20 protein-coding genes are annotated in these 20536 nt (G+C 72.1%); 15 read left to right on the top strand and 5 right to left on the bottom strand.

The window, feature by feature from the left end; translation table 11 throughout:
* Nucleotides 1-29: 29 nt before the first annotated feature.
* Nucleotides 30-548, bottom strand: coding sequence for a DUF3515 domain-containing protein (locus tag ACH4U7_RS30885; RefSeq protein WP_398531073.1), 519 nt, complete (start codon nt 546-548; stop codon nt 30-32).
* A 19-nt stretch (nt 549-567) separates the two neighbouring features.
* Nucleotides 568-801, bottom strand: coding sequence for an Lrp/AsnC family transcriptional regulator (locus ACH4U7_RS30880; protein ID WP_014176096.1), 234 nt, complete (start codon nt 799-801; stop codon nt 568-570).
* 137 nt (nt 802-938) lie between these two features.
* Here ACH4U7_RS30880 and ACH4U7_RS30875 point away from each other — a divergent pair, with 137 nt between their 5' ends.
* Complete coding sequence (locus tag ACH4U7_RS30875) at nt 939-1907, top strand: thiamine-phosphate kinase (RefSeq protein WP_014176095.1); 969 nt, start codon at nt 939-941, stop codon at nt 1905-1907.
* Nucleotides 1908-1978: 71 nt separating this feature from the next.
* A complete protein-coding gene (gene thiD, locus ACH4U7_RS30870; protein WP_398531072.1) occupies nt 1979-2800 on the top strand; it encodes a bifunctional hydroxymethylpyrimidine kinase/phosphomethylpyrimidine kinase in 822 nt (273 codons plus the stop codon).
* A gap of 113 nt (nt 2801-2913) precedes the next feature.
* On the opposite strand, the gene rpmB is transcribed toward thiD, so the two are convergent.
* Nucleotides 2914-3099 carry a 50S ribosomal protein L28 gene (gene rpmB / locus ACH4U7_RS30865; RefSeq protein WP_009714771.1) on the bottom strand — a complete coding sequence of 62 codons (186 nt, stop codon included), beginning with the start codon at nt 3097-3099 and terminating at the stop codon, nt 2914-2916.
* A 249-nt stretch (nt 3100-3348) separates the two neighbouring features.
* On the opposite strand from rpmB, the gene ACH4U7_RS30860 reads away from it, so the two are divergent.
* From ACH4U7_RS30860 to mutM, 9 genes are all read left to right on the top strand, one after another.
* Nucleotides 3349-5139 (top strand): DAK2 domain-containing protein, encoded by a 1791-nt coding sequence (locus ACH4U7_RS30860; RefSeq protein WP_398531071.1) that lies wholly within the window; start codon nt 3349-3351, stop codon nt 5137-5139.
* Nucleotides 5140-5230: 91 nt separating this feature from the next.
* Complete coding sequence (gene recG / locus ACH4U7_RS30855) at nt 5231-7507, top strand: ATP-dependent DNA helicase RecG (RefSeq protein WP_398531070.1); 2277 nt, start codon at nt 5231-5233, stop codon at nt 7505-7507.
* A gap of 137 nt (nt 7508-7644) precedes the next feature.
* Entirely contained in the window at nt 7645-8232 is a 588-nt protein-coding gene (gene rsmD, locus ACH4U7_RS30850) for a 16S rRNA (guanine(966)-N(2))-methyltransferase RsmD (protein WP_398531069.1), read from the top strand.
* Complete coding sequence (gene coaD / locus ACH4U7_RS30845; RefSeq protein WP_385624388.1) at nt 8229-8738, top strand: pantetheine-phosphate adenylyltransferase; 510 nt, start codon at nt 8229-8231, stop codon at nt 8736-8738. The genes rsmD and coaD overlap by 4 nt, the downstream gene beginning before the upstream one ends.
* 144 nt (nt 8739-8882) lie before the next feature.
* Nucleotides 8883-9992 carry a cell division initiation protein gene (locus ACH4U7_RS30840; RefSeq protein ID WP_398531068.1) on the top strand — a complete coding sequence of 370 codons (1110 nt, stop codon included), beginning with the start codon at nt 8883-8885 and terminating at the stop codon, nt 9990-9992.
* Nucleotides 9993-10185: 193 nt separating this feature from the next.
* On the top strand, nt 10186-10776 hold the full coding sequence (locus ACH4U7_RS30835; RefSeq protein WP_398531067.1) for a YceD family protein: 591 nt from the start codon (nt 10186-10188) through the stop codon (nt 10774-10776).
* Nucleotides 10777-10778: 2 nt separating this feature from the next.
* A complete protein-coding gene (rpmF, locus tag ACH4U7_RS30830; RefSeq protein ID WP_065965136.1) occupies nt 10779-10952 on the top strand; it encodes a 50S ribosomal protein L32 in 174 nt (57 codons plus the stop codon).
* A gap of 19 nt (nt 10953-10971) precedes the next feature.
* Entirely contained in the window at nt 10972-11808 is an 837-nt protein-coding gene (gene rnc, locus ACH4U7_RS30825) for a ribonuclease III (RefSeq protein WP_398531066.1), read from the top strand.
* Between the two features lie 75 nt (nt 11809-11883).
* Entirely contained in the window at nt 11884-12804 is a 921-nt protein-coding gene (mutM, locus tag ACH4U7_RS30820; RefSeq protein ID WP_398531065.1) for a bifunctional DNA-formamidopyrimidine glycosylase/DNA-(apurinic or apyrimidinic site) lyase, read from the top strand.
* Here mutM and ACH4U7_RS30815 read toward each other — a convergent pair.
* Entirely contained in the window at nt 12726-13193 is a 468-nt protein-coding gene (locus tag ACH4U7_RS30815; protein ID WP_398531064.1) for a winged helix-turn-helix transcriptional regulator, read from the bottom strand. The genes mutM and ACH4U7_RS30815 overlap by 79 nt on opposite strands.
* Before the next feature lie 135 nt (nt 13194-13328).
* On the opposite strand from ACH4U7_RS30815, the gene ACH4U7_RS30810 reads away from it, so the two are divergent.
* On the top strand, nt 13329-13919 hold the full coding sequence (locus tag ACH4U7_RS30810; RefSeq protein WP_398531063.1) for a flavodoxin family protein: 591 nt from the start codon (nt 13329-13331) through the stop codon (nt 13917-13919).
* 66 nt (nt 13920-13985) lie between these two features.
* Here the strand turns inward: ACH4U7_RS30810 and ACH4U7_RS30805 are convergent, their stop codons facing one another.
* Entirely contained in the window at nt 13986-14957 is a 972-nt protein-coding gene (locus tag ACH4U7_RS30805) for a CAP domain-containing protein (protein WP_398531062.1), read from the bottom strand.
* A 135-nt stretch (nt 14958-15092) separates the two neighbouring features.
* Between ACH4U7_RS30805 and ACH4U7_RS30800 the strand changes: the two genes are divergently transcribed.
* From ACH4U7_RS30800 to ACH4U7_RS30790, 3 genes are all read left to right on the top strand, one after another.
* Nucleotides 15093-15374, top strand: coding sequence for an acylphosphatase (locus ACH4U7_RS30800; protein ID WP_089510905.1), 282 nt, complete (start codon nt 15093-15095; stop codon nt 15372-15374).
* A 377-nt stretch (nt 15375-15751) separates the two neighbouring features.
* Nucleotides 15752-15958, top strand: a complete 207-nt coding sequence (locus ACH4U7_RS30795) for a hypothetical protein (RefSeq protein ID WP_014176082.1) — start codon at nt 15752-15754, stop codon at nt 15956-15958.
* A gap of 293 nt (nt 15959-16251) precedes the next feature.
* Complete coding sequence (locus ACH4U7_RS30790; RefSeq protein ID WP_398531061.1) at nt 16252-20397, top strand: AAA family ATPase; 4146 nt, start codon at nt 16252-16254, stop codon at nt 20395-20397.
* Nucleotides 20398-20536: the final 139 nt, after the last annotated feature.

Raw genomic sequence — 20536 nt, 5'->3', positions numbered from 1 at the left:
CACATCGGTGGGTCTCACATCGGTGGGTCTCAGACCACGCCTTCCGGCACGGTCTTCTTGACGGCGCTCGCCAGATCGACAAGCGGGTTGACCTCCGGCGCGTACTTTCCGGGCACCGTCACCTCGACGTATGCCTTGCGCAGCACGGTCGTGAAGCGATAGCCGTCGTCCTGCTGCTCGGGAAGCCACCGTACGCCGTTGATGTCGGCCGAGGGCGTGTAGGGGTTGTAGTGCTCGGTACCGGGCGTGAGAACCGCGGGCTTGGCGACCCCGCAGCGCAGCTTTATGGCGGGGTCGCCCCAGGCGGCGGTCAGCTCCGAGGCGGGCTTGGGGGTGCGGTGCTCCAGCCCCTCCACGGTCTTGGGGAGTTCCTTGTGCAGCGCCCGGCACAGCGTGGCCATCTCCGCGGGCGGCTTGGGAACCGTGAGCGAGAGCGAGCCGTCCGAACCTCCGATGAAGGAGCACCCGGCCGCCGACAGCACGAGCAGCGCCGCGGCGGCGGACGTGGAGACGATCCTTCGGGTGGGGCTACGGTGTGCGGAATTCACGGGCTGAGCATACGGGGAGTCACAGATGGACGACGGGGCAGGTCAGGGTCCGCGTGATGCCGTCCACTTGCTGGACTTTCGCGACCACCATGCGGCCGAGTTCATCGACCGTCTCGGCCTGAGCGCGCACGATGACGTCGTACGGGCCGGTGACGTCCTCTGCCTGTATCACTCCAGGGATCTTGGCGATGACGTCGGCGACGGTCGACGCCTTGCCGACCTCGGTTTGGATCAGGATGTACGCCTGTACCACGGAACCTCCAGGGCGGCTACGAGGATCATGTGGGGAGAAGGGACGCCACGGTACCGCGTCGCCGAGCGGCGCGGGGAGACCCGCGCGGCGTGCGCGGCGCGGCGGGCAGCGAGCGACAAGTACGAAGGGGCAATGGGATGAAGGGCACCGTGGGCGAGTTGGGGGAGTTCGGGCTCATCAGAGAGCTCACCTCCCGGCTCACCACCACCCCGGCCGTGCGGCTGGGGCCCGGCGATGACGCCGCGGTCGTGGCCGCGCCGGACCGGCGGGTCGTGGCCAGTACGGACGTACTGCTGGAGGGACGGCACTTCCGCCGCGACTGGTCCACCGCCTATGACGTCGGCCGCAAGGCCGCCGCCCAGAACCTCGCGGACATCGCGGCGATGGGCGCGGTGCCGACCGCGCTGCTGCTGGGCCTGGTGGTGCCCGCCGAACTCCCGGTGACGTGGCCCGCCGAGCTGATGGACGGCATCCGCGACGAGTGCCAGGTGGCGGGCGCGGCCGTGGTGGGCGGCGATGTGGTGCGCGGCGAGACCATCACCGTGGCGATCACCGCCCTGGGCGATCTGCGCAACAACGAACCGGTCACCCGGTCCGGCGCCCAGCCGGGCGACGTGGTCGCGGTCACGGGCTGGCTCGGCTGGTCGGCGGCCGGCCACGCGGTGCTCTCCCGCGGCTTCCGCTCGCCGCGCGCCTTTGTCGAGGCACACCGCAGGCCGGAGCCGCCCTACCACGCGGGGCCTGCGGCCGCCGGGCTCGGCGCGACCGCCATGACCGACGTCAGCGACGGACTGGTCGCCGACCTCGGGCATATCGCGGAGGCCAGCAAGGTCCGTATCGATCTGCGCTCGGGGGACATCGACATCCCGTCCCAGATGTCCGACATCGGGCAGGCGGTGGGCGTCGATCCGCTGCAGTGGGTGCTCAACGGGGGCGAGGACCACGCCATCGTGGCGACCTTCCCGCCCGATGTGAAGCTGCCCGCGCGCTGGAAGGTGATCGGCGAAGTGCTCAACCCCTCGGCGCTGCCGCAGGTGACCGTGGACGGCGCGCCCTGGCCGCACGCGGGCTGGGACCACTTCGGCAAGGACAAGAACGCCGACTAGAGGCGCCGACTGGAAGCGTTGACTGGAAGCGCCTGTCAGCCCCGTGTGGATCGCCGAGTAGATTCGGCGACATGGCGACTCTCCCCGCATCCCCGCCGCACCCACCCGTGGCTCCGCCACGCGTGCTCACCGTCGCCGGATCCGACTCCGGCGGCGGTGCCGGTATCCAGGCCGACCTGAAGGCGATGCTGGCCCTCGGCGTACACGGCATGAGCGTGATCACGGCCGTGACGGCACAGAACTCGCTGGGCGTGAGCGGCGCGTGGGAGCTGCCCGCCGAGGCCGTACGGGCCCAGTTCCGCGGCGTCGTCGACGACATCGGGGTACAGGCGGTCAAAACCGGGATGCTGGCGTCCGCCGAGCTCGTCGAGACCGTCGCCGGGCTGCTCGCGGACGTCTCCGCCCCGGTCGTGGTCGACCCGGTCGGGGTCTCCAAGCACGGCGACGCCCTGCTGGCCACCGAAGCCCTCGACACGGTCCGTGCGCGGCTGCTGCCGGTCGCGACGGTGGCCACGCCCAACCTGGACGAGGTCGCCCAGCTGACGGGCGTGGAAGTGGCGGCGGAGCGGGATCTGCGGCGGGCCGCCGACGCGATCCTGGAATTCGGCCCGCGGTGGGCGCTGATCAAGGGCGGCCACTTGGACGGCGACGCGGTCGATCTGCTCACCGACGGCGCCGAGGAACACTGGCTGCGCGCCACCCGGCACGACAACCGCCATACGCACGGCACGGGCTGCACCCTCGCCAGTGCCATCGCCTCGTATCTGGCGCTGGGGGCGGACGTGCCGCGGGCCGTTACGGCGGCCAAGGAGTACGTCACGGGCGCGATCGCGGCCGGGTTCCCGCTGGGCCGGGGGATCGGCCCGGTGGATCACGGCTGGCGGTGGCGCTGATCCCGGAACTCAGGGCATGCGAAAAGCCGGCCCACCTGAAAGGTGGACCGGCTCGGCAACCGGAAAGGTCGCACTCGACACACGCTCGGGGTCGCCCCCGAGCGCGTGGGAAGTCAGCGCGAAACCTTGCCGGCCTTGATGCACGAGGTGCAGACGTTGAGCCGCTTCGGGGTCCGACCGACCACAGCGCGCACCGTCTGGATGTTGGGGTTCCAACGACGGCGGGTGCGGCGGTGCGAGTGCGAGATGTTGTTGCCGAAGCCCGGCCCCTTGCCGCAGACGTCGCAGTTGGCAGCCACGGGTTACTCCAAAGACGGGTCAACCCCGCTGGCGCGAGGAGACAGACACTTACGGTGAGCCCCGGCTCGCCGGGATCGTGAACGATCGGCGGTGCCAGGGGAACGGCCCGATTCGCATCGGGCAACCGGAGCAGCATACAACGGCCGATCCGCTACCTCGAAATTACCATGGCCCCCCGGGCCAGCGGCGCGGGTGGCGACTACCCTGCGATGACGGTCCCGCCCCCTGCCCTCCCGAGGAGGACGTACGTGCCGCACACGCTCGACGCCGATGCGGTACGCACCTGGTGCGGTCTGGCGCTGGACGCGCTCGGCCGCGCCCGCGAGGAGATCGACGCGATCAACGTCTACCCGGTCGCGGACGCGGACACCGGCACCAACCTCTACCTGACCGTCGAATCCGCCACCCAGGCCGTGACCGCCGCCTTCGACGGCCACGCCGCCGCCCCGGGGCCCGCCCCCGGCCCGAGCCTGCCCGAAGCGGTGCGCGCCATGGCCCACGGCGCCCTGATCGGCGCACGCGGTAACTCCGGCACGATCCTGGCGCAGCTGCTGCGCGGCATGGCGGACGTCCTCGCGGACGGCGATGGCGGGGTTGGTGGGGCCGCAGGCCCTTATGGCGATGCGGACGGCCTGCGCCGGGCCCTGCGACGCGCGGCCGAACTGGCCTACCGGGGCGTGGCCCACCCGGTCGAGGGCACCGTACTGACCGTCGCGCGGGCCGCGGCCGACGCCGCCGCCCGCACCGAGGGCGGGCCGGCCGCGGTGGCCCGCGCCGCGTACGAGGGCGCCCGCGCCGCCCTGGAGGCCACCCCCACCCAGCTCGGGGTGCTCGCCCGCGCGGGCGTCGTGGACGCGGGCGGCTACGGCCTGGTGGTGGTCCTCGGCGCGCTCGCCGAGGCCGTATCGGGCCGACCGCCGACCGCCGCGGGCCGACCGCCCGCCGGGCCCGTCGCCGCCGGGCCCGTCACGGCCCCCGACGGCTGCCCGGCCGCCGGGCACGCGGCCGGCGCCCACGGCTCCGTGGGCGAAGGGCCGGGCGGCGGACCCGCCTTCGAGGTGATCTATCTGCTGGAGGCGGACGGGACGGCCGTCGCCCGGCTCCGTGACCGGCTGGACGCGCTCGGCGACTCCCTGGTGGTCGTCGGCGGCGACGGACTGTGGAATGTGCACGTCCATGTGGACGACGCGGGCGCGGCCGTGGAGGCGGGCATCGAGGCGGGCCGCCCGCACCGCATCCGCATCACCCACTTCGGCACGGCCGCCGCCCGCCGGGCCCACGCCGACGAGCCCTACCCCCGTCCCCGTACGGAAGACACCGGTCAGCGGCCGGACCGGCCGGGCGCCCAGGAGCCCCCGGGCGCCCGCGCGGACCGCGCGGCGCGCGCCGTGGTCGCGGTGGTCCCCGGCGAGGGCTTGGCCGCGCTGTGCGCCGAGGCCGGCGCGACCACGGTCGCCGCACGCCCCGGGGAGCGTCTGGCCGCGGGCGAGCTGGCCCAGGCCGTACGCCGGGCCCGTGCCCGGGAGGTCGTCCTGCTGCCCAACGACGCCGAACTGCGCCACACGGCCGCTGCCGCCGCCGCCCAGGCCCGTGCCGAGGGCGTACGGGTGGCGGTCATCCCCACCCGCTCCCCGGTCCAGGGCCTGGCCGCGCTCGCCGTGCACGAGCCGGGCCGCAGCTTCGACGAGGACGTCGTGGCCATGACCTCCGCCGCGGGCGCCACCCGCTACGCCGAACTGGCCGTCGCCGAGCGCCAGTCCTGGACCATGGCCGGGGTGTGTCAGGCGGGAGACGTGCTCGGGCTGATCGACGGCGACGTGGCGGTGATCGGCGACGGTATCGCGGGCACCGCCGAGACCGTGCTGGACCGGATGCTGGCCGCGGGCGGCGAACTGGTCACGCTGGTGGTCGGCGCGGACGTCCCCGACGGCGTCGCCGAGCACCTGGAGCGCCACGTACGGGACGGGCACTTCGCGGTCGACACGGTGATCTACCACGGCGGCCAGCCGGGCGTGCCGCTGATCATAGGCATCGAATAGGCAGCGCATAGGCAGCGAACAGATCGAAAAGTCAGCGCCGCCCGCGCATCCTGGGGCGGGATGGCCCCGCTTGTCAGTGCGGTGGTGTGCAATGGACAGCGTGCCCGCGCTGGATGAACCTCTGAAGAAAGTGCTCGGCGGCAACACCGCGAAGGTGATGGCCGACCATCTCGACCTGCACACGGTCGGCGATCTGCTGCACCACTACCCGAGGCGGTACGCCGAGCGCGGCGAGCTGACCCGGCTGTCCGACCTGCCCCTCGACGAGCATGTGACGGTCGTCGCGCAGGTCGCCGACGCCCGCGTGCACAAATTCGACCGCGGCACCAAACAGCGCCTGGAGGTCACCCTCACCGACGGCAGCGGCCGCCTCCAGCTGGTCTTCTTCGGCCGCGGGGTCTTCGCGGCGCAGAAGGAGCTGCTGCCCGGCCGCCGGGGCATGTTCGCGGGCAAGGTCGGTGTCTTCCGCAATGTGCGCCAGCTGGCCCACCCCGCGTACGAAATGCTCGGCAAGGACGACGGCGCGGCGGCCGTGGAGGCGTGGGCCAACCAACTGCGGCCGCTGTACCCCGCCTGCGCCCAGCTGGAGTCCTGGAAGATCGAGAAGGCCGTCGGGACGCTGCTCGACAGCCTGGAGGCCACCGGCTGGGACGGCCTGGTCGACGCGCTGCCCGAGAGCCTGCGGCTCGGCCGCGGGCTGGCCGAGCTCCCCGAGGCGCTGCTGAAGATCCACCGGCCGCGCACCAAGACGGATATCGCGGTGGCCCGGGACCGCCTCAAGTGGGACGAGGCCTTCGTGCTCCAGGTGGCCCTCGCCCGGCGGCGCCACGCCGACGCCCAACTGCCCGCCGTGCCACGCGCCCCGGCCGAGGGCGGCCTGCTGGACGCCTTCGACGAGCGGCTGCCGTTCACCCTCACCGAGGGCCAGCAGAGCGTCAGCCGGGAGATCTTCGCCGACCTCGCCACCGACCACCCCATGCACCGGCTGCTGCAGGGCGAAGTCGGATCGGGCAAGACCATGGTCGCGCTGCGCGCGATGCTGGGCGTCGTGGACAGCGGGGGACAGGCCGCGATGCTCGCGCCCACCGAGGTGCTGGCCCAGCAGCACCACCGCTCGATCACCGAGATGATGGGCGATCTGGCCGAGGGCGGCATGCTGGGCGGCTCGGAACAGGGCACCAAGGTCGTGCTGTTGACCGGTTCCATGGGTGCCGCGGCCCGGCGCCAGGCGCTGCTCGACCTGGTCACCGGCGAGGCCGGGATCGTGGTCGGGACCCATGCGCTGATCGAGGACAAGGTCCAGTTCCACGATCTGGGCCTGGTCGTGGTCGACGAGCAGCACCGCTTCGGCGTGGAGCAGCGCGACGCCCTGCGCTCCAAGGGCAAGCAGCCGCCGCATCTGCTGGTGATGACGGCCACGCCCATCCCGCGGACCGTCGCCATGACCGTATTCGGCGATCTGGAGACCTCCGTGCTGGACCAGCTGCCGGCCGGACGCTCCCCGATCGCCTCCCATGTGGTGCCCGCGAAGGACAAGCCGCACTTCCTGGCGCGGGCGTGGGAGCGGGTGCGCGAGGAGGTGGCGGCCGGCCACCAGGCGTATGTGGTGTGCCCGCGGATCGGCGACGAGATGGGCGAGGAAAACGGGGTTGAGGGGGCCGAATCCAAGGGCGCGGCGCGCAAGTCGGCCAAGCCGCCAGGCAAGTCTTCTGCCAAGTCTCCGGCCAAATCCCCCGAGGACGAGGCCGAGAAGCGGCCGCCGCTCGCGGTCCTCGACATCGCCGAGCAGCTGGCCAAGGGCCCGCTGCGGGATCTGCGCGTGGAGGTGTTGCACGGCCGGATGCAGCCGGAGGCCAAGGACGAGGTGATGCGCCGCTTCGCCGCGGCCGAGGTGGACGTCCTGGTCGCCACGACGGTCATCGAGGTCGGTGTCAACGTCCCCAATGCCACCGCCATGGTGATCATGGACGCCGACCGCTTCGGGGTCTCGCAGCTGCACCAGCTGCGCGGCCGTGTCGGCCGCGGCTCGGCCGCCGGGCTGTGCCTGTTGGTGAGCGAGATGCCGGAGGGCAGCCCGGCCCGCGCCCGGCTGGGCGCGGTCGCGGCCACGCTGGACGGCTTCGAGCTGTCCCGGATCGACCTGGAGCAGCGGCGCGAGGGCGATGTGCTGGGGCAGGCCCAGTCCGGGGCGCGCTCCTCGCTGCGGGTGCTCGCGGTCATCGACGACGAGGAGGTCATCGCGGCGGCCCGGGAGGAGGCGACGGCGATCGTCGCGGCCGACCCCGAACTGGCCGGATACCCGGAGCTGCGTACGGCGCTGGACGCGTTCCTGGACGAGGAGCGCGAGGAGTATCTGGATAAGGGCTGATAAGGGCTGAAGGGTGATCGGCGGCAGCCGGCCGGAACCTGCGGCCGGAAGCACGGGCCGGGACGCCATATTGTGGAGGGCAGCGGCCTCGTATCGCTGGCCGCTGCTCCCTCCCACCGCGAAGGACTGCGTCACCGATGACCCGCGTGATCGCCGGAGCCGCCGGCGGCCGCCGCCTGGCAGTGCCGCCGGGAAACGGCACCCGACCGACCTCGGACCGGGCGCGCGAAGGTCTCTTCTCCACCTGGGAGTCGCTGCTGGGCTCGCTGCGCGGGGCCAGGGTGCTCGACCTCTACGGCGGCTCGGGCGCGGTAGGCCTGGAAGCGCTCTCGCGCGGCGCGGAGCATGTGCTGCTGGTGGAGTCCGACGCGCGCGCCGCCCGCACCATCCGGGCGAACATCCGGGCGCTCGGCCTGCCCGGTGCCGAGCTGCGCACGGGCCGGGCCGAGCAGGCCATCGCCGGACCGGCCCCCGCGAGCGGCCCGTACGACGTGGTGTTCCTGGACCCGCCGTACGCGGTCGCCGACGAGGAGCTGCGGGAGATACTGCTCACACTCGCCGGTAACCGGTGGCTCGCGCCCGACGCGCTGGCCACGGTGGAGCGGAGCACGCGAGGCGGAGATTTCGGGTGGCCTGCCGGTTTCGAGGGCTTGCGGGCCCGTCGCTACGGCGAGGGCACGCTTTGGTACGGTCGCGCCGCCTCGACGTGCGACAACGCGTCATGACCGGACCCGAGAGCGAGGAACCACCAGTGCGCCGCGCAGTCTGTCCGGGGTCCTTCGACCCCGTCACCAATGGGCACCTCGACATCATCGCCCGTGCGTCCAAGCTGTACGACGTCGTCTACGTCGCCGTAATGATCAACAAGTCCAAACAAGGCATGTTCACCGTGGACGAGCGGATGGACCTGCTCCGCCAGGTCACCGCCGAGTACGGGAACGTTCAGGTGGAGGCCTTCCACGGCCTCCTCGTGGACTTCTGCAAGGAGCGCGAGATCCCAGCCATCGTCAAGGGGCTGCGGGCGGTCAGCGACTTCGACTACGAGTTGCAGATGGCCCAGATGAACAACGGCCTCTCGGGGGTGGAGACGCTGTTCGTGCCCACCAACCCCACTTACAGCTTCCTCTCCTCCAGCCTGGTCAAGGAGGTCGCGACCTGGGGCGGGGACGTCTCCCATCTGGTGCCCCCGGTGGTGCTCGATGCCCTGACCGAGCGGCTCGGCCGGCGCTGACCCGCTGACGGCCGGGCCGACGGGTGTCGGGCGGGGCCCGCTGGCCGTACAGTCGTGCCCGGCCGTTCCAGGCCGCCCTGTTCGTTGCGTCAAGTTCCCTCCAGTTCCGTCAAGTCCGTCAAGAGAGAGTGGCGAGCACCCAAGGTGGACGTGCAGAAGAAGCTCGACGAGATCGTCGACACCGTCGGCAACGCCCGGTCCATGCCCATGTCGGCCTCGTGCGTGATCAACCGCGCCGAGCTGCTCGCCATGCTCGAAGAGGTGCGCGCCGCTCTCCCCGACTCCCTCGCCCAGGCGCAGGACGTGATCGGCGGCCGTGAGCGGATGGTCGAGGAGGCCCGCCAGGAGGCAGAGCGGATCATCCAGTCCGCGCACGCCCACCGGGGTTCGCTGGTCTCGGACACCGAAGTCGCCAGGAAGTCCCAGGAGGAGGCCGACCGGATCCTGGAGGAGGCCCGCCGGGAGGCCGAGGAGATCCGTGCCGAGGCCGACGACTACGTCGACTCCAAACTCGCCAACTTCGAGGTCGTGCTGACCAAGACCATCGGCTCCGTCGACCGCGGCCGCGAGAAGATGCTGGGCCGCGCCGTGAGCGGGGAGCAGGACGGGGCGGCGGGGCAGTTGGAGGACGGCCCGGAGCGCAGCGCCGACCCGCAGATGCTGCAGCAGCGCGCCGACGAATACGTGGACACCAAGCTCGGCGCGGTCTCGGCGGTGCTCAGCAAGACGCTGGAGGCGGTCGGCCGGGGCCGGCAGAAGCTGCTCGGGGCCCGGGCGATCGACGAGCTGGGCGCTCATCTGGCCGCCCAGGACGCCGCCACCCCGCTGGGCCACCAGACCAGCGACGACGACTACCTCGCGGATCTCGCCCAGTCCCAGGCGCAGCTGTCCACGGCGCGGCCCGAAGCGGCGCCGGACGCCTCGTACTACGCGGCCACGGCCGGATATCAGCAGCAGGACGCGTACGGCTATCAGCAGCAGGGTTACGTCCAGCAGCAGGACCCGTACGCGGCCCAGGGCGGCTACCAGCAGCAGGACGCGTACGGCTGGCAGCAGCAGGCCCAGGGCTACGACCCGAGCGGCTACGCCCCCGAACAGCAGTCCCCGCTCCAGCCTCAGCAGCAGCTCGAGCACCAGCCGCAACAGCCTCAGCAGCAGCCCCAGCTGCCGGCCGCGGCCCTCGACGAGACCAGCCTGTTCGACACCAGCATGATCGACCTGGACCAGCTGCGTCAGTACGAGCAGGGCCGCTGAGCCCGGCCGGACCTTATGCACAGCCCCGAGGGCGGATTGGGTCTATGGCGGCCGGTCCAGTATCCTGGCTGTTCGGTCGCGCGTACGTCCGCGATCTCGGCTGCCCGTTTCGTCGTACCAGCGTCGGGTGGCCTGCCGCAGCCGTAGAAAGCAGGAAGCCCTGAACGCCCGCCTCGACCACCGTGCCCCTCTCGTGTTCGACACACGCGAACTGGGCCGTCGTCCTGGTGCGCTCAAAAGGCTCTCCCGTTCGGTCCCGGCCCCCAAGGACCTCGGTATCGAGGTCATCGGGGTACGGGAGGGCTCGACCGTGGAGCTCGACCTCCGCCTGGAGTCGGTCATGGAGGGTGTGCTTGTCACAGGCACCGCCCGTGCACCGCTGACAGGGGAGTGCGTAAGGTGTCTGGAGCCGCTGGAGCGGGAGCTCGAAGCGGACTTCCAGGAGATGTACTCCTACCCCGACGCCGACGACCGGAGCCGCCACGCGGACACCGGCGACGACGCCGAGGAGGAGGACACGCTCTTCCTCGAGGGCGACCTGTTCGACCTCGAACCCGTGCTGCGGGACGCGGTGGTGCTGGCACTGCCGCTGCAGCCGGTGTGCCGGGAGGACTGCCCCGGGCTGTGCGCCGAGTGCGGAGCGCGGCTCGCGGAGGACCCCGACCACCATCACGACGCCGTCGACATCCGTTGGGCGGCACTGCAGGGACTCGCCGAGGCCACCTCGGACGGCGAGAAGGACAACGCACCCCGCCCGCGCGGGGATGACTCACAGGAGAAGTAGCCGTGGCTGTTCCGAAGCGGAAGATGTCGCGCAGCAACACGCGCCACCGCCGGTCGCAGTGGAAGGCTGCGGTCCCCACCCTGGTGGCGTGCGAGCGCTGCCACGAGCCGAAGCTGCAGCACATCGCGTGCCCGAGCTGCGGCACCTACAACCGCCGCCAGGTCCTCGAGGTCTGATCGGCGGGTGACAGGCTCTATGTCGGACGCCAACACGACTCCCCGCAAGCGAGCGGGAGAAACGGCCCAGGCGGACACGGCCTCGTCCCACACGATTCTGGAAGGGCGGCTCGGGTATCAGCTCGAGTCCGCCCTTCTGGTGCGTGCGCTGACCCACCGCTCCTTCGCGTACGAGAACGGCGGGCTGCCCACCAACGAGCGCCTGGAGTTCCTGGGCGACTCCGTGCTCGGCCTGGTGGTCACCGACACGCTGTACCGCATCCACCCCGACCTGCCCGAAGGCCAGCTGGCCAAGTTGCGGGCCGCCGTGGTCAACTCGCGTGCGCTGGCCGAGGTGGGGCGCGGCCTCGACCTCGGCGCCTTCATCCGGCTCGGCCGGGGCGAAGAGGGCACCGGGGGACGGGACAAGGCATCCATCCTCGCCGACACCCTCGAAGCGGTGATCGGCGCCGTCTACCTCGACAAGGGGCTGGACGCCGCCGCGGAGCTGGTCCACCGGCTCTTCGACCCGCTGATCGACAGGTCCTCGAACCTGGGCGCGGGCCTGGACTGGAAGACCAGCCTCCAGGAGCTGACCGCCACCGAGGGCCTCGGGGTGCCGGAGTATCTGGTCTCCGAGACCGGACCCGACCACGAGAAGACCTTCACGGCTGCCGCCCGCGTCGGTGGTGTCGCGTACGGCACCGGCACCGGCCGCAGCAAGAAGGAAGCCGAGCAGCAGGCGGCGGAGGCCGCCTGGCGCGCGATCCGCGCCGCGGCGGACGAGGCCAAGGCCAAGGCCGAAGCGGCCACGGCCGAGGGCACCGCCGCGGCCTCGGACGGCGAGGCCGCCGATACGGCCCCGACGGCACACTGATCAACCCTCCTCGCCCTCCCCGCGACCGGGCTCCGGTCGCGGGGAGGGCGAGGGCGTCGGCCAAGGAGGCCCCCGTTGCCCGAGCTGCCTGAGGTCGAGGTGGTCCGCCGTGGCCTGGAGCGCTGGATCAGCGGCCGTACGGTCGCCGAGGTGCAGGTGCTGCACCCGCGCGCGGTGCGCCGCCACCTCGGGGGCGGGGAGGACTTCGCCGCCCGGCTGAAGGGCCGCCGGGCCGGGGTGGCCCGCCGCCGCGGCAAGTATCTGTGGCTGCCGTTGGAGGACGCCGACGAGTCGGTGCTGGCGCACCTCGGCATGAGCGGCCAGCTGCTCGTCCAGCCGCACGGCGCCGCGGACGAGAAGCATCTGCGCATCCGGGTGCGGTTCGCCGACTCCATCGGCACCGAACTGCGCTTCGTCGACCAGCGCACCTTCGGCGGCCTATCACTGCACGAGACGGTGGAGGGCGCCGCGGACGGGCTGCCGGCCGCGATCGCGCATATCGCCCGCGACCCGTTGGACCCGGCGTTCGACGAGGCCGCCTTCCACACCGCGCTGCGCCGCCGCCGCACCACCCTCAAGCGGGCGCTGCTCGACCAGTCGTTGATCAGCGGGGTGGGCAACATCTACGCCGACGAGGCGCTGTGGCGCGCCCGGCTGCACTACGATCGGCCGACGGCCACCCTCACCCGCCCGCGCAGCGTCGAACTCCTCGACCATGTGCGCGATGTCATGAACGCCGCGCTGGCGGTCGGCGGCACCAGCTTCGACTCCCTCTACGTCAATGTGAACGGCGAGTCGGGCTATTTCGAGCGCTCCCTGGACGCGTACGGTCGGGAGAACGAGCCGTGCCGCCGCTGTGCCACGCCGATGCGCCGCCGCCCGTGGATGAACCGCTCCAGCTACTTCTGCCCGCGCTGTCAGCGTCCGCCGCGCCCGGCGGCCCCGGCGCTTCCGGCCGTGGCGCCCCGTACCGCGGTGCCGCGCTCCTCGTCGTAGCGCGCCCGGGCGGTCAGCACCTCCGGCATGCGCTCCTCGACGAGGGAGATCAGCGCCAGCAGCCGCTCGGCGACGGCGTGGCCCAGCGGGGTCAGCTCGTAGTCCACGCGCGGGGGGTTGGTCGGCTGCGCCTCGCGGTGCACCAGGCCGTCGCGCTCCAGCGCGTGCAGCGTCTGGGACAGCATCTTCTCGCTGACGCCGTCGACCCGGCGGCGCAGTTCGTTGAACCGGAAGCTGCCCTCCTTGAGCGCCCCCAGGGTCAGGCCGCCCCACTTGCCGGTGATGTGCTCCAGCGTGCCGCGGGAGGGGCAGGCGCGGGCGAACACGTTGAAGGCCAGGTCGTCGCTTGCCGTTTCGGTGCTCGTCGGTGTGGCGCAGTCGCTCTCCATGTCATGAGCATACTTGAGCACAGCGCTCACCGGCGGGTTGCGCTTTCCAAAAGTTAGTGCTTTCCTGGTCCGGACATTCCACCGTGCACGAAACATTCCACCGTGCACGAACGCCCGATCTCAGGAGCTCATACCGTGACCACCCCCGTCATCGCCGTCGCCTACCACTCCGGCCATGGGCACACCGCCGTCCTCGCCGAGGCCGTCCGCGCCGGAGCGGACGCCGCGGGCGCCACCGTTCACCTGATCAAGGTCGATGAGATCACCGAGGAGCAGTGGGGCCTGCTCGACGCCGCGGACGCGATCGTCTTCGGCTCGCCCACCTACATGGGCACCGCGTCCGGCGCCTTCCACACCTTCGCCGAGCAGTCCTCCCAGCGCTGGTTCACCCAGGCGTGGAAGGACAAGCTCGCGGCCGGCTTCACCAACTCGGGGTCCAAGAGCGGCGACAAGGTGCACACCCTGCAGTTCTTCACCGTGCTCGCCGCCCAGCACGGGATGAACTGGGTGAACCTCGGTCTGCACCCGGGCTGGAACAGCTCGGCCGCCTCCGAGAACGACCTCAACCGCCTCGGGGTCTTCCTGGGTGCCGCCGCCCAGACGAACGTGGACGAGGGCCCGGAGGCGGTGCACAAGGCCGACGTGGCCACCGCCGAGCACCTCGGCCGCCGGATCGCCGAGAGCGCGAAGATCGCCGTCGCGGGGCGCGCCGCCCTCGCCGCCTGACCCGGTGGGTGAGGCGGGGCCGGCGCGGGCCGGTGGCTCGGCGGTGGCCCGGGGATCAGGACCGGCTCAGTAGCCGAAGTCCTGCGTCCACCAGGGGCCGTCCCCGTCCCCGAAGTTCACACCGACGCCGAGGGTCTTGTAGGTGCAGTTGAGGATGTTGGCGCGGTGGCCGGCGCTGTTCATCCAGGAATCCATCACGGCCTGCGCGTCCTGCTGGCCGCGGGCGATGTTCTCCCCGCCCAGGTTCAGGATGCCGACCTGCTCCGCCCGCTCCCAGGGGGAGTCGCCGTCCGGGTCGAGGTGGTCGAAGAAGCCCCGCAGGGCCATGTCGTCGGTGAAGTCCTGGGCCAGCTGGGACAGTTTCCGGTCCGCGGTCACCGGCTCGCAGCCGACCTTCGACCGCTCCTGGTTGACCAGCGCCAGGACCTCCTGTGCGGCGGTCTTCTCGGCCTTGCCGGGGTTCTCCGGTGTGTTGGGGTCCTCGCTCTGGCCGGGGGGCGTGGTGGGCTTCTGGGACGAGGAGGAGCCCTTGCCGCCCGAACCTCCGTTCCCCTTGCCGTTCCCGTGGCCGTTCGCCTTCCCGTTTCCGTTCCCGTTGCCCTTTCCGTTCCCGTTCGCCTGGCCGGAGCCCGAGGAGCCCGGCTGCTTCGAGGGGGTGGAGGGCGTGGCGGAGGGCTTGCCCGGGGTCTTCGAGGGGGTGGTGGACGGCGCTTGTGGCCGGTCGTTGCCACGGTCCGCGGGGGTCGTACCGCGGTCCACCGGCGATGTCGAGGGGGAGCCCTGCGTCTCCAGGGCGGAGCCCGGCGGGGCGTCGGCGCGCACGCCTCCGGCCGGGTCGTTGCTTCCGCTAAGGGTCGGACCTCCCGGCAGCAGCCCGGTGGCCATGGCAACCGCGCCTACCGCGACGGCGGCGGAAACACTCAGCAATCCGGTCCGCACCGGTGCCAGATGGCTTCGGCGGGCTCCTCGGTGGCGCCCTGCGCCGGGAGCGGGGGGTGTCGGCGCGGATCCGAGGGCAGATCGTCGATGGCGGCCCATCTCCTGCCTTCCTTGCAAGATCGGGGTCACATGCGTCACTCGTACGAGTGAGTACTGCGTTGAGCCGGGACTGTACGCCATCGCGGGGGTGGCTGAGGTGTCCGGGGAGCAAATTGCTCCGCTAGCGTGCCAGCCATGAACGAGAGAGTGCGCCTCACCGCGTGGGTCCGCGGTCGGGTCCAGGGGGTCGGTTTTCGCTGGTTCACCAGGGCAAACGCGTTGCGCATCGGAGGGCTGGCCGGGTTCGCCTCCAATCTGTCCGACGGACGGGTCCAGATCGTCGCCGAAGGCGAACGTATGAACTGCGAACAGCTGCTCGACTGGCTGCGGAGCGACGACACGCCCGGCCGCGTCGACGGTGTGACCGAGATCTGGGACACACCCAAGGGCGGCTACGAGACCTTCGAGATCCGCTGAGCCACCTCGCCGCACCCGCCCGCCGCGACCCCGCGCCGGGCGGGCTTTTTACACCGCGCGTGAGCGGAAAGAGGCTGATGGTTGCCAATGCGGCCGGTCCGTGGAAGGCTGCCGCGTAAGGGATGATCCCTTCGCTTCGACGGCCTGATCAATGCGGGCTCGGCGCTTCTCGCCGCTCGATATGCCCCCGGCCGCAGGGGCCCCGTCGGCCTGTGATCGTGTTGACCCTCAAACCATTTGGTGAGACGCTGGAAGCCCCGCGCACCTTAACTGTTTGCCACTCAGCACGGTAGTAACGGCAAGCATCGCGGGTGCGAAATCCCTCACGACCCACCACCGCTTCGGTCGCGGTCACTCAGTGTGGAGGACCATCCATCATGGCAAAGGCGCTTCTCGGTTACGTCGGCGGCTCCGACCCCCGAGTCCTCGCCGAGATGCGACGGCTTCAGCAGCGCGTCCAGGACCTCGAATCCGAGCTCATTCGGATCCAGGCCGAGAACGACGCTCTGTCCGCCGCCGCTCACCACGGCGACTCGCTGCTCGAAAGCATCGACGTACCCCAGGCGGAGCCTGCGCTCGCCTGACCCGGCTTCCGGGCCGGTCGGGCTGCACCGTCAGCCGCTTGAGAATCTGCAAGGGACGCCGACGGCGTCCCTTCGTCGTTTCCGCGGCGGCCGGCCGCGCTTCCCTTACCGTCTGATGTGCCCCACCCCCTGAGCGGCGAAACCGAGAAGAAACCGCGAGAACGCGAAGAACCGAGAAACACTGAGAAACACCGAGAGAAGCTCAGAGAAGCCGAGAGAAGCCAAGGGCGACCTCGTGGCGCCACGGCCGATGGGCGGTGCCGGGTGAGACACGGGAGGTAGAGTCCAAAGGCGTGCATCTCAAGAGCCTGACCCTCCGAGGCTTCAAATCCTTCGCCTCCGCCACGACGCTCCGCTTCGAGCCGGGTATCACCTGCGTCGTCGGCCCCAACGGTTCGGGCAAGTCCAATGTCGTGGACGCGCTTTCCTGGGTCATGGGGGAACAGGGCGCCAAGTCGCTGCGCGGCGGAAAGATGGAAGACGTCATCTTCGCCGGGACGACCGGCCGCCCCCCGCTCGGCCGCGCCGAGGTCTCCCTCACCATCGACAACTCCGACGGCGCCCTGCCCATCGAATACGCCGAAGTCACCATTACGCGGATCATGTTCCGCAACGGCGGCAGCGAATACCAGATCAACGGGGACACCTGCCGCCTCCTGGACATCCAGGAGCTGCTCTCCGACTCCGGCATCGGCCGCGAGATGCACGTCATCGTCGGCCAGGGCCAACTCGACTCCGTCCTGCACGCCGACCCGACCGGACGCCGCGCCTTCATCGAAGAGGCCGCGGGCGTACTCAAGCACCGCAAGCGCAAAGAGAAGGCGCTGCGGAAGCTCGACGCCATGCAGGCCAATCTCGCCCGGGTCCAGGACCTCACCGACGAGCTGCGGCGCCAGCTCAAACCGCTCGGGCGGCAGGCCGCGGTCGCCCGGCGGGCCGCCGTCATCCAGGCCGATCTGCGCGACGCCCGGCTGCGGCTGCTCGCCGACGACCTGGTGACCATGCGCGAGGCGCTGCGCACCGAGATCGCCGACGAGGCCGCGCTCAAGCAGCGCAAGGAGACCGCCGAGGCCGAGCTGCGCACCGCGCAGCAGCGGGAGGCGGCGCTGGAGGAGCAGGTCCGGCAGCTGGCACCGCGGCTGCGGGACGCCCAGCAGACCTGGTACGAGCTCTCCCAGCTAGCCGAGCGGGTGCGCGGCACGATCAGCCTGGCCGACGCCCGGGTCAAAAGCGCCACCTCCGCCCCCGGCGAGGAGCGGCGCGGCCGCGACCCGGAGGACATGGAGCGCGAGGCGGCCCGGATCCGCGAGCAGGAGGCGGAGCTGGAGGCCGCACTGGAGGCGGCGAGCCGGGCGCTGGACGACACCGTCACACACCGGGCCGAACTGGAGCGCGAGCTGGCCATCGAGGAGCGCCGGCTGAAGGACGCGGCCCGCGCCATCGCCGACCGCCGCGAGGGGCTGGCCCGGCTACAGGGGCAGGTCAACGCTGCCCGGGGCCGGGCGGGTTCGGCCCAGGCCGAGATCGAACGGCTGGCCGTCGCCCGCGACGAGGCGCGGCAGCGGGCGGCCGCCGCGCAGGAGGAGTACGAACAGCTCCAGGCCGAGGTGGACGGACTGGACGCGGGCGACGCGGAACTGGCGGAGCGCCATGAGGCCGCCAAACAGGAGCTGTCCGAGGCGGAGACCGCGCACCGGGCGGCCCGCGAGGCCCTGACCGCGGCCGAACGCGAACGCGCCGCGACCGCCGCCCGCCATGACGCGCTGGCCCTGGGCCTGCGCCGAAAGGACGGTACGGGCGCCCTGCTCGGCTCCGCCGACCGGCTGACCGGCATCCTCGGCCCGGCCGCCGAACTCCTCACGGTCGCCCCCGGCTTCGAGGTCCCCGTGGCCGCCGCCCTCGGCGCCGCGGCCGACGCGATCGCCGTCGAGGACCCCCGGACCGCGGCGGAGGCCATCCGCCTCCTCCGTAAACAGGACGCGGGCCGCGCGGCGCTCCTCCTCGGCGCCCCGGCGGCGGCCGCACTGGCCGGGCACGCCCGGGCCGCGGTGCCGGCGGCCGGCGGACCGGTCGGGACGAACGGCTCGGGACCGGGCCACGGCGGCCCCGGCGAGCACCCGACGGACGGCGCGGCGGCCGGGGCCGGCGCGCTGGGCGGTCCGGGTGTCGCGGCCGGTCCGGGCGTCGCGGGCGTTCCGGAGCGTCCAGGTGTCGCAGCCGGTCCGGACGGTCCGGGTGTCCCGGGCGCCTCGTCCGCGCCCGGGGCTGCGGCGCCGGACGCGCCCAACGGCCCGACGGTCGGCCGGCTCGGCTCCGTACGCCTGCCGCACCCCGCCGAAGGCGGCACGGACGGCCAGGGGGCGCGTGCGGACGCCACCGCGGCGGTCGGCGGTGACTCGTTCGTCGGCCCAGGCCCCTCGGGTCCACCGCCCGCGCCCGAGCCCGGCGCGGCGGCGGCCGTCCGGGCGGCCGACTCCCCGGCGGGCGGTGGGGCTTCCGCCGACGCGGGCATCACGGTTCCGGGCGCCAGACCCGGGGAGCCCGGGGACGGGACGGCGTACGGGCCCGACGGGGGCCGGGCGGCGTCGGCGGCCGATACAGCCGGGCCGGACGATGACCTTGGGGCGCCGCGTGCGGCGGAGCTCGTGAGTGGGCCCGGGGGGCTGTTGTCGGCCGTGCGGTGGCTGCTGCGGGGCGTCGTGGTGGTCGGGACGCTGGAGGACGCCGAGGAACTGGTCGAGCGGCGGCCGGAGTTGACGGCGGTGACCGCCGAGGGCGATCTGCTCGGGGCGCACTTCGCCCAGGGCGGCTCCGCGGGGGCGCCGAGTCTGCTGGAGGTGCAGGCCTCGGTCGACGAGGCGGCGGCGGAGCTGAAGGAGCTCGCCGTACGGTGCGAGGAGCTGACCGACGGGCAGCGGGCGGCGGCGGAGCGGCGGGCCGAGTGCGCGGCGCGGGTCGAGGAGCTGGCGGCCCGGCGTAGCGCGGCCGATCGGGAGAAGTCGCAGGTCGCCCAGTCGCTGGGGCGGCTGGCCGGGCAGGCGCGGGCCGCGGCGGGCGAGGCCGAGCGGATGACCGCGGCCGCGGCCAAGGCGGAGGAGGCGCTGGCCAGGGCGATGGAGGAGGCCGAGGAGCTGGCCGAGCGGCTGATCGTGGCGGAGGAGGAAGCCACCTTTGGTGAAGGAGGGGCTGAGGAGCCGGACACCTCCGTACGGGATCGGCTGGCGGCCGATGGGGCGAACGCCCGGCAGACCGAGATGGAGGCGCGGCTCCAGGTCCGTACGCATGAGGAGAGGGTCAAGGGGCTCGCGGGGCGGGCGGACGCGCTCGATCGGGGCGCGCGCGCCGAGCGCGAGGCGCGGGCGCGCGCGGAGCAGCGCCGGGCGCGGCTGCGGCATGAGGCGACCGTGGCCTCGGCGGTGGCCTCGGGCGCCCGGCAGCTGCTGGCGCATGTGGAGGTCTCGCTGGTGCGGGCCGAGCAGGAGCGGGACGCGGCCGAGCGGGCGAAGGCGGAGCGGGAGCGCGAACTGGTCGCCGAGCGCAACCATGGGCGTGAGCTGAAGGGCGAGCTGGACAAGCTGACCGACTCGGTGCACCGGGGCGAGGTGCTGGGCGCCGAGAAGCGGCTGCGGATCGAGCAGCTGGAGACGAAGGCGCTGGAGGAGCTGGGCGTCGAGCCGGCCGGGCTGATCGCCGAGTACGGCCCGGACCAGCTGGTGCCGCCGTCCCCGCCCGCCGAGGGCGAGGTGCTGCCCGAGGACCCGGAGCATCCGCGCAACCAGCCGGTGCGTTACGTCAGGGCGCAGCAGGAGAAGCGGCTGAGGGCCGCCGAGCGCGCGTACCAGCAGCTGGGCAAGGTCAACCCGCTGGCGCTCGAGGAGTTCGCGGCGCTGGAGGAGCGGCATCAGTTCCTGAGTGAGCAGCTGGAGGACCTGAAGAAGACGCGGGCGGATCTGCTGCAGGTGGTCAAGGAGGTGGACGAGCGCGTCGAGCAGGTGTTCACGGAGGCATACCGGGACACGGCGCGCGAGTTCGAGGGCGTCTTCTCACGGCTGTTCCCGGGCGGCGAGGGCCGGTTGCTGCTCACCGACCCGGAGAACATGCTGACCACGGGCGTGGACGTGGAGGCCAGGCCGCCGGGCAAGAAGGTCAAGCGGCTGTCGCTGCTGTCCGGCGGGGAGCGGTCGCTGACCGCCGTGGCGCTGCTGGTGTCGATCTTCAAGGCGCGGCCGAGCCCGTTCTACGTCATGGACGAGGTCGAGGCGGCGCTGGACGACACCAATCTGCAGCGGCTGATCCGGATCATGGAGGAGCTGCAGGAGAGCTCCCAGCTGATCGTGATCACCCACCAGAAGCGGACGATGGAGGTCGCCGACGCGCTGTACGGGGTCTCCATGCAGGGCGACGGGGTCTCGAAGGTCATCAGCCAGAGGCTGCGGTAAGCACTTCAACACTTGAAGTCATTCGATCAAGTGCGTCCGTGAGCCCCCAATTCACCTGTGATGACTACTGCGTCACATCCCATTGACTTCGAAACTTGAAGGCATAGTCTCTGCAACGTCGCTTTTACCTTCAAGTGGT

The sequence above is a fragment of the Streptomyces sp. NPDC020845 genome, assembly GCF_044334165.1.
GTDB lineage: Bacteria > Actinomycetota > Actinomycetes > Streptomycetales > Streptomycetaceae > Streptomyces.
The sequence above is the reverse complement of the archived record's forward strand: the minus strand, read 5'-3'. Positions and strand labels throughout refer to the sequence as shown.

Excerpts from the sequence above, each read along its gene's own strand:
- ACH4U7_RS30875 (WP_014176095.1), top strand. The coding sequence starts at position 939 with ATGAAGGGCACCGTGGGCGAGTTGGGGGAGTTCGGGCTCATCAGAGAG.
- thiD (WP_398531072.1), top strand. The coding sequence starts at position 1,979 with ATGGCGACTCTCCCCGCATCCCCGCCGCACCCACCCGTGGCTCCGCCA.
- coaD (WP_385624388.1), top strand. The coding sequence starts at position 8,229 with ATGACCGGACCCGAGAGCGAGGAACCACCAGTGCGCCGCGCAGTCTGT.
- rnc (WP_398531066.1), top strand. The coding sequence starts at position 10,972 with ATGTCGGACGCCAACACGACTCCCCGCAAGCGAGCGGGAGAAACGGCC.
- ACH4U7_RS30800 (WP_089510905.1), top strand. The coding sequence starts at position 15,093 with ATGAACGAGAGAGTGCGCCTCACCGCGTGGGTCCGCGGTCGGGTCCAG.
- ACH4U7_RS30805 (WP_398531062.1), bottom strand. The coding sequence starts at position 14,957 with ATGGGCCGCCATCGACGATCTGCCCTCGGATCCGCGCCGACACCCCCC.
- ACH4U7_RS30815 (WP_398531064.1), bottom strand. The coding sequence starts at position 13,193 with ATGGAGAGCGACTGCGCCACACCGACGAGCACCGAAACGGCAAGCGAC.
- ACH4U7_RS30795 (WP_014176082.1), top strand. The coding sequence starts at position 15,752 with ATGGCAAAGGCGCTTCTCGGTTACGTCGGCGGCTCCGACCCCCGAGTC.
- rsmD (WP_398531069.1), top strand. The coding sequence starts at position 7,645 with ATGACCCGCGTGATCGCCGGAGCCGCCGGCGGCCGCCGCCTGGCAGTG.
- recG (WP_398531070.1), top strand. The coding sequence starts at position 5,231 with ATGGACAGCGTGCCCGCGCTGGATGAACCTCTGAAGAAAGTGCTCGGC.